Source organism: Streptomyces sp. KLMMK (genome assembly GCF_036961605.1).
In the GTDB taxonomy this organism is placed as follows: Bacteria; Actinomycetota; Actinomycetes; order Streptomycetales; family Streptomycetaceae; genus Streptomyces; species Streptomyces telluris.
Genome location: NZ_JBAMDC010000376.1, coordinates 1 through 6,232 on the forward strand (window position 1 = coordinate 1; position 6,232 = coordinate 6,232).

A 6,232-nucleotide genomic window follows, 5' to 3' on the forward strand; every position below is an offset into this window, starting at 1 on the left:
GAGGGCGAGGACGTCCCGGGCGCCGGCCGTGAGGGCCCTGACAGCCCGGAAGCGGCGGTGTGCCGGTCGTACGGACTGCGCGAAGGTCGCCGTCACTTGCCCTCTCCCGATGGATCGCCCCTGGCCCGGATGCCATTCTCCCACCCGGTAAGGACGAACACACAGGACGGATGGTTCGCGCTACTCCACCGTACGGATCTTCAGCTCGCCGTTGCCGCTGCGGGCCGAGATGACGTGCTTGCTGTTGTCGTCGCGGGGCACGTCCACGTGCTCTTCGCCGTTGCGGCTGTGCGCGTCGACCCGGTAGGAGGCGCGGGGCAGGTCGAGGGTGAGGGCGCCGTTCCCGGTCTCGGCCTCCACCCGGTCCGGGACCCGGGTGAGCGTGAGGCGCACCGCGCCGTTGTCCGAGCCGGCCTTCACCCGGGACGGGGTGGCGCCGGTGGTGAGCACGGTGCCGTTGGAGCTGAAGAGGTCGAGGGCTCCGCTGCAGTCGGAGACCTTCACCGCGCCGTTGTCGGTGGTGATCTTGAGGTCGGTGTCGAAGCCGCGGGTCCTGACCGAGCCGTTGTCGCTCTTGACGGTCACCTTCACCCCGCGCGGCACCTCGATCCTGTGCCGGGACTCGCAGTCCGCGCTCAGCCCGCTGCACTGCTCCTTCAGCTTCAGCACGGAGCCGTCCAGCTCCCAGGAGACCTTGGCGGTCCCGCCCAGCGTCCACCCGGAGAACCAGCGCGTGACCTCCACGCCCTTGACGTCGGCGGGCGCGATCTCCAGGGCCGAGTTGTCGGACTGGACGGTCAGCTCCTTGCCGGCCAGCGCGAACGTCTTCGTCTCGGGCTTCGCCTCGCTCGCGTCGGCGCTCCCGCAGCCGGCCATGGCCGCCCCGGCGGCTAGCACGCCGGCCGTGACGAGGGAGATGCGGGCGGCGGAACGGGCGCGGGAGCGCGGCTTCATCGGTACTCCGGAGTCGGGTCGGCGGTGCTGTGTGCCCGGCAAGCGTAGGAGTGGATCACGTCCGGACGCGATGAAGCCTCCTACCGGACCCGGGGTGAAGCCTGCTACCGGACCGGGGGGGTGGGGATAACCCCCGCGCGCGCCCCGCCGCCGTCACATTTGCGGGGACCCGGGCGGTGCCATGTAGGCTGTCACCTCGTGCCGGGGCGCATAGCTCAGCGGTAGAGCGCTGCTCTTACAAAGCAGATGTCGGCGGTTCAAATCCGTCTGTGCCCACTCTTCAATCCTGCGGATTCCGCTCCGGTGGTTCCCCGTGCAGCCGCGCCGCCTGTGCGTCGTAGCTTCTCAGGACCTCCTTCAGCCGGTCCAGCGCCTCCTCGCCGATTTCCGGGGGAGCGGACTCGGTCACATAGCGGGCCGCGGCGATCAGCGCCGCGAACTCGTACACGTGCGAGGTCGCCCGCAGAACGCCCGGCCGGGCCCACTCCAGCTGCATCGGTCGGTCCTTCTCCGTCTCCGGCGGTTCTTTTCCGCCGGTTCTCCGTAGGTCAGCCCTGTGAGCCGAGGTATCCCTTGATCTGGCCGAGTTCCTGGGCGAAGTCGTCGTAGTCCTCGCGGATGCCGTTGAGGTAGGCGCTCCAGCCGAGGCTGTGCTTCGCGTAGTGCACCGCTTCCTGGATCTCCTCCTCCGAAGCGCCGAAGATCCTGGCTGCTTCGGTGTGGAAGAGCGTGCAGTAGCGGCACTTGGTCTCGGAGTGCAGGGCGATCCCCATGAGCTCCTTGTACTTGTTCGGAATGAGGGTTTCGCCGAGTTCGAACCTCTTGAAGAGTTCCCATTCGTATGCGAGCAGGTCGTCGGGGATTCCGCAGAAGAAGTGCGGGACGAGGCCCAGCGCTTCCTTGATCTCCGATTCGACTTCGCTGCGGCTGCGCTCTCCCATGGCAGCCACCCCTTTCGTCGGGATGAGCAGCTGTCCTCTTTTATTACGATAGGTCCGTCAGGCCCGGGTGTCGCGGGCAGGGGCGCGGGCGCAGGCCGGGGCCCGGGGCGCCGGTGACGTGCCGTGCCCGCCGCGGGGCCGTCCCCGTGCCGCTCACGCCGCCGGCAGCATGCCGCCGTTGCGGTGCAGCCAGGACCGGTAGGCCGGGTGGGCGTAGGCCAGGGACCGGTAGGCGTCCTCCAAGTCGCCGAAGACGGCGTCGGCTTCCGGGAGGGAGAGGGCGCCGGGGCGGGTGGCCAGGGAGAGTTCGGCGGTGAGGGGGTCGCCGTAGAGGGGGCGGAGGACCGTGCCGGGCGTGGCCTCCGCGGTGGGCTGGCAGGCGCGTACGGCCTCGCCCGAGGCGACGAGGTCCGCGGCCGTGGCGGCGTCGCGCACGTGCATCAGGCGCGGGTCGGTGCCGGCCGCGGTGAAGGCCCGCTGCAGGGCCGACCACTCGTGGTCGGCGGCGGGGTCCACGATCCAGGCGTCGTCGGCGAGTTCGGCGAGCCCCACCACCGGGCGGCCGGCCGCCGGATGCGCGGCGGACAGGGCGACGAACCTCGGTTCCCGTGCCATCAGGACCCGTTGCCCGACGCCCGGTGGTATGTGCAGAGGGAAACCCTCGGCCTCGTGGACGAAGGCGACGTCGAGCTGGTTGGTCGTGAGCAGCTGCAGCAACGTGCCCGCGGAGACCTCTATGTGAATGGTGACGTCCGTATCGGGCAGCCGGGCGTGCAGCCGCCGCAGCCAGCCCGCGACCACGCGGCCGCCGATGCTGCCGACCCGCAGCCGGGCCCCGCCCGTACCCGCCGCCGCGTCGCGCGCCGCCGTCATCAGGGCGGTCATCTCGGCGATGATGGGCCGCGCCCGGGAGAGCACGGAGTGGCCCAGGGGCGTGGGACGGCTGCCCGTCTGGCCGCGGGTGAACAGCAGGCCCCCGACGGCCCCTTCGATGCGGCGGAGCTGGGTGGTGAGCGAGGGCTGCGTCATGCCCAGTTGCAGCGCGGCCTTCCGCACACTTCCCGCATCCGCAATGGCGCAAAGCGCGCGGAGGTGCCTGACCTCGAGCTCCACGGGGGGAGCATAACTGCGCCTCGCACGTCACACCAGGCACATGCCGGGGCAGGGTAGGTGATTGCCTGGTCCTATGGCCAGTTGGCATCATCCGCACCGCTGATAACTCGTCACAGACTCTGCGGGACCAGCAGTTCACCCGACGGACATCCGGCCGGCGTTCCCACCACGCCTGCGGACGTCCTCGGCACGAATGGAGTCCCCCACATGAAACGCTCCACGATGGTGCTGTCGGCTGCGATCGGCCTCGGCCTCTCGGCGGCCATGACGGCGGTCCCCGCGTCCGCCTCCGCCCCGTCGGTGACGGGATCGCAGACGGCGCAGACCGTGTCCTCCTACGCCGGCTCGTCGGCCGAAGAGGCCAACAACAAGGCGTTCTTCAACGCGGTGATGAAGTCGGCGCAGGCCAAGGCCGCGAAGTCGCCGGGCCTGCGGGCCGTCACGGTCACCTACGACGCCAGCAGAGCGCCCAGCTTCGCCTCCCAGATAGCCGCCAGCGCCCAGATCTGGAACAGCTCCGTGCGCAACATCCAGCTGCGTGCGGGCAGCAACGCCGACTTCAGCTACTACGAGGGCAACGACTCCCGCGGCTCGTACGCGAGCACCGACGGCCACGGGCGCGGCTACATCTTCCTCGACTACCGGCAGAACCAGCAGTACAACTCCACGCGCGTCACCGCGCACGAGACCGGCCACGTCCTCGGCCTGCCGGACCACTACTCCGGTCCGTGCAGCGAGCTGATGTCGGGCGGCGGCCCCGGCCCGTCCTGTCAGAACACCCGCCCGAACAGCGCCGAGAGCAACCGGGTCAACCAGCTGTGGGCCAACGGCCTGTCGGCCTTCAAGAAGGACGACAAGGGCGTGTTCACCACGGCTCGATGACCTCTCGGCCCGATGAGCCTCCCGGTCCGGTGAGCTCTGCGGCCCGATGAGTCCCGCAGCCCGGTGAGCTCCACGCCCACCGGCAGGGCCCTGCCCGTCCGGCGGCCCGGTTCCCTCGCGGAGCCGGGCCGCCGCCCGTCTCCGGGCCCGTGCGGCCCATACTGGAGCCGATGACACACGTGCCCCCAGGCCTCACCTACGCGGAGGCCGGCGCCACCGCCCGCCGCCCGCTCCCCGCCGGCTACTACCACCTCTGTGAGGTCGGTTACCTCGGCCGCGGCCGCCCGGTCTTCGAGGCCGCGGCCGATGCGCTGCTCTCCTGGCGCATGCACCGCGCCGCCGGCGTCCGCATCCCGGCCGGCACCCTCCCGGCCGCCCCCGGCGTCACCGTGGACCTCTCCCTCGGCCTCGGCCCGCTGCGCGCCTCGGGGACCTGCGCGGTCGTGTGGGCCGTACGGGAGGAGCGCCGCGCGGGCTTCGCCTACGGCACGCTGCCGGGCCATCCCGAGTGCGGAGAGGAGTCCTTCGTCGTCACGCTCGACGGCGCGGAGGACGTACGCCTGGCCGTGACCGCGTTCAGCCGTCCGGCGCGCTGGTTCACCCGGGCCGCCGGGCCGCTGGTGCCGGCCTTCCAGCGCAGGTACGCGCGCCACTGCGCGCGGGTGCTGCGCGCGGAGACCGCCCGCGCGGCGAAGTGACGGAGACCACCCGCCGGGCGACGTAGAAGGGCGGACGGCCGGGCGTACGCACGCTCGTGCGACCGCGGAATCCCGTCGTCCATCCGGCACCGACCGGACGTACGGTCGCTGCCGTAACGGGTGCTACCGAAGGTGCGGGCGAGGCCGGGCCCGGGGCCCCGTGACGCCTCGCGCCGCCTGCTACGCCTCGCGCGTCCTGGGGCGCTTCACGACGTACGCGGCGCCCGCGCCGGCGGCGAAGAGGGCGAAGAAGGAGACGGCCGTGCCGATCCAGCCGGCGCCGAGCCACTGGCCGCCGAAGTAGCCGAGGCTCACGCTGTACGCGGCCCAGGTCAGACCGGCCAGGGCGGACCACGGGAGGAACTCGGCGGCCCGGCGGTGCATCACCCCGGCGCCGAGGCTGACGACCGACCGGCCGGCCGGGGCGAAGCGGGCGACGACCACCAGGGGGCCGCCGCCGCGCAGCAGCGCCGTGCCGAGCTTCGCCTGCGCGGCGGTCAGCCGGCGCGAGCGGGCGATGGCCCGGTCGAAGCGGTCGCCGCCGCGCCAGGCGAGCCGGTAGGCGACCATGTCGCCCATGACGGACGCGGTCGCGGCGCACATGACCAGCGGCAGCATCTCGGCGAACCCGGCGTGGCCGTGGCCGCCGACGGCGTTGGCCGCGGTGCCCGCGGCGGCGGTCGCCGCCGTGATCACCAGGACGCCGCTGGGGAGGACCGGGAGGAAGACGTCGAGCAGTACGGAGACGCCGACGATCACGTAGATCCATGGGGTGTCGGCCAACGCCCCCAGCTTTTCCAGCACGTCCTGATCTCCCGGTACGGTCCCCCGCCGCGACGTCGCAGGGGAGCGGCAGGGGCGGCCTTCACAACCGAACAGCGTACGCCTGGGGCGTGTGTGACGTGTGAGTGGGGGTGGTGATGTTGTGCGCATCACGGTACGGATCACGACATCCACGACGCCGGTTTACACACCGGGCGGGTCCGGGCGGGGGCCCGGCGGGTCCGGGAGCGGTACCGGACCCGCTCCGCGGCTCAGCCGCGGCGGGAGAAGAGCCGGTCCAGGGAGAGCGCGCCCGGGCCGGTGAAGACGAGGAGCAGGAAGGCCCAGCAGAACATCGCGGAGGCCTCGCCGCCGTTCTGGATCGGCCACAGGGCCATGCTCTGGTGCACGTCGAAGTACGCGTAGGCCATGGAGCCGGAGGCGATCAGGGCGCCGGTGCGGGTGCCCACGCCGAGCAGGACGAGCGCGCCGGCGACGAGCTGGATGACGGCCGCGTACCAGCCCGGCCAGGTGCCGGCCTCGATGGTGCCGCCGTTGGTGCCGGCCGCCCCGCCGAGGACGCCGAAGAGGGAGGCGGCGCCGTGGCAGGCGAAGAGCAGGCCGACCACGATCCGGAAGGCCGACAGCACGTACGGGCGGGCCGCGTCGAGCCGCTGCGCCAGGGCCGGGGCCGCGTCCGCGGAGGTTCTGGCGGAGGCGGCGGGCGCCGCGGCGGAGGGGGAGGCGGCGGTGGGCGTGGGGGGCATGACAGGGGCTCCTCGTATCGGGGACAGGAACGATGAGGGAACCAGGTTAGGTACCCCTAATCGATACTTGCAAGTTCAAGTTCTTGATTCATTGTGCCCGACTCCGCTCCGGAAC

Annotated in this window: 8 protein-coding genes and 1 tRNA gene; 3 read left to right on the plus strand and 6 right to left on the minus strand. The window is 71.9% G+C overall.

Going from position 1 to position 6,232, the window contains the following annotated elements; genetic code table 11:
* Window positions 1–180: 180 nt before the first annotated feature.
* On the minus strand, window positions 181–954 hold the full coding sequence (locus V7793_RS31415) for a DUF4097 family beta strand repeat-containing protein (protein ID WP_336013010.1): 774 nt from the start codon (window positions 952–954) through the stop codon (window positions 181–183).
* A gap of 204 nt (window positions 955–1,158) precedes the next feature.
* On the opposite strand from V7793_RS31415, the gene V7793_RS31420 reads away from it, so the two are divergent.
* Window positions 1,159–1,230: transfer RNA gene (locus V7793_RS31420), tRNA-Val, on the plus strand.
* A gap of 4 nt (window positions 1,231–1,234) precedes the next feature.
* On the opposite strand, the gene V7793_RS31425 is transcribed toward V7793_RS31420, so the two are convergent.
* The 3 genes from V7793_RS31425 to V7793_RS31435 all read right to left on the minus strand — a co-directional run bounded on the left by V7793_RS31425 (window position 1,235) and on the right by V7793_RS31435 (window position 2,951).
* On the minus strand, window positions 1,235–1,450 hold the full coding sequence (locus tag V7793_RS31425; protein ID WP_336013012.1) for a hypothetical protein: 216 nt from the start codon (window positions 1,448–1,450) through the stop codon (window positions 1,235–1,237).
* A 52-nt stretch (window positions 1,451–1,502) separates the two neighbouring features.
* On the minus strand, window positions 1,503–1,895 hold the full coding sequence (locus V7793_RS31430; RefSeq protein ID WP_336013014.1) for a carboxymuconolactone decarboxylase family protein: 393 nt from the start codon (window positions 1,893–1,895) through the stop codon (window positions 1,503–1,505).
* A 153-nt stretch (window positions 1,896–2,048) separates the two neighbouring features.
* On the minus strand, window positions 2,049–2,951 hold the full coding sequence (locus V7793_RS31435; protein ID WP_443058030.1) for a LysR family transcriptional regulator: 903 nt from the start codon (window positions 2,949–2,951) through the stop codon (window positions 2,049–2,051).
* Between the two features lie 264 nt (window positions 2,952–3,215).
* Here V7793_RS31435 and snpA point away from each other — a divergent pair, with 264 nt between their 5' ends.
* On the plus strand, window positions 3,216–3,890 hold the full coding sequence (gene snpA, locus V7793_RS31440) for a snapalysin (protein WP_336013016.1): 675 nt from the start codon (window positions 3,216–3,218) through the stop codon (window positions 3,888–3,890).
* A gap of 170 nt (window positions 3,891–4,060) precedes the next feature.
* Window positions 4,061–4,588 (plus strand): DUF1990 family protein, encoded by a 528-nt coding sequence (locus V7793_RS31445; protein WP_336013018.1) that lies wholly within the window; start codon window positions 4,061–4,063, stop codon window positions 4,586–4,588.
* A gap of 180 nt (window positions 4,589–4,768) precedes the next feature.
* On the opposite strand, the gene V7793_RS31450 is transcribed toward V7793_RS31445, so the two are convergent.
* Window positions 4,769–5,392, minus strand: a complete 624-nt coding sequence (locus V7793_RS31450) for a VTT domain-containing protein (protein WP_168091367.1) — start codon at window positions 5,390–5,392, stop codon at window positions 4,769–4,771.
* A gap of 230 nt (window positions 5,393–5,622) precedes the next feature.
* On the minus strand, window positions 5,623–6,117 hold the full coding sequence (locus V7793_RS31455) for a DoxX family protein (protein ID WP_443058031.1): 495 nt from the start codon (window positions 6,115–6,117) through the stop codon (window positions 5,623–5,625).
* Between the last annotated feature and the right edge of the window lie 115 nt (window positions 6,118–6,232).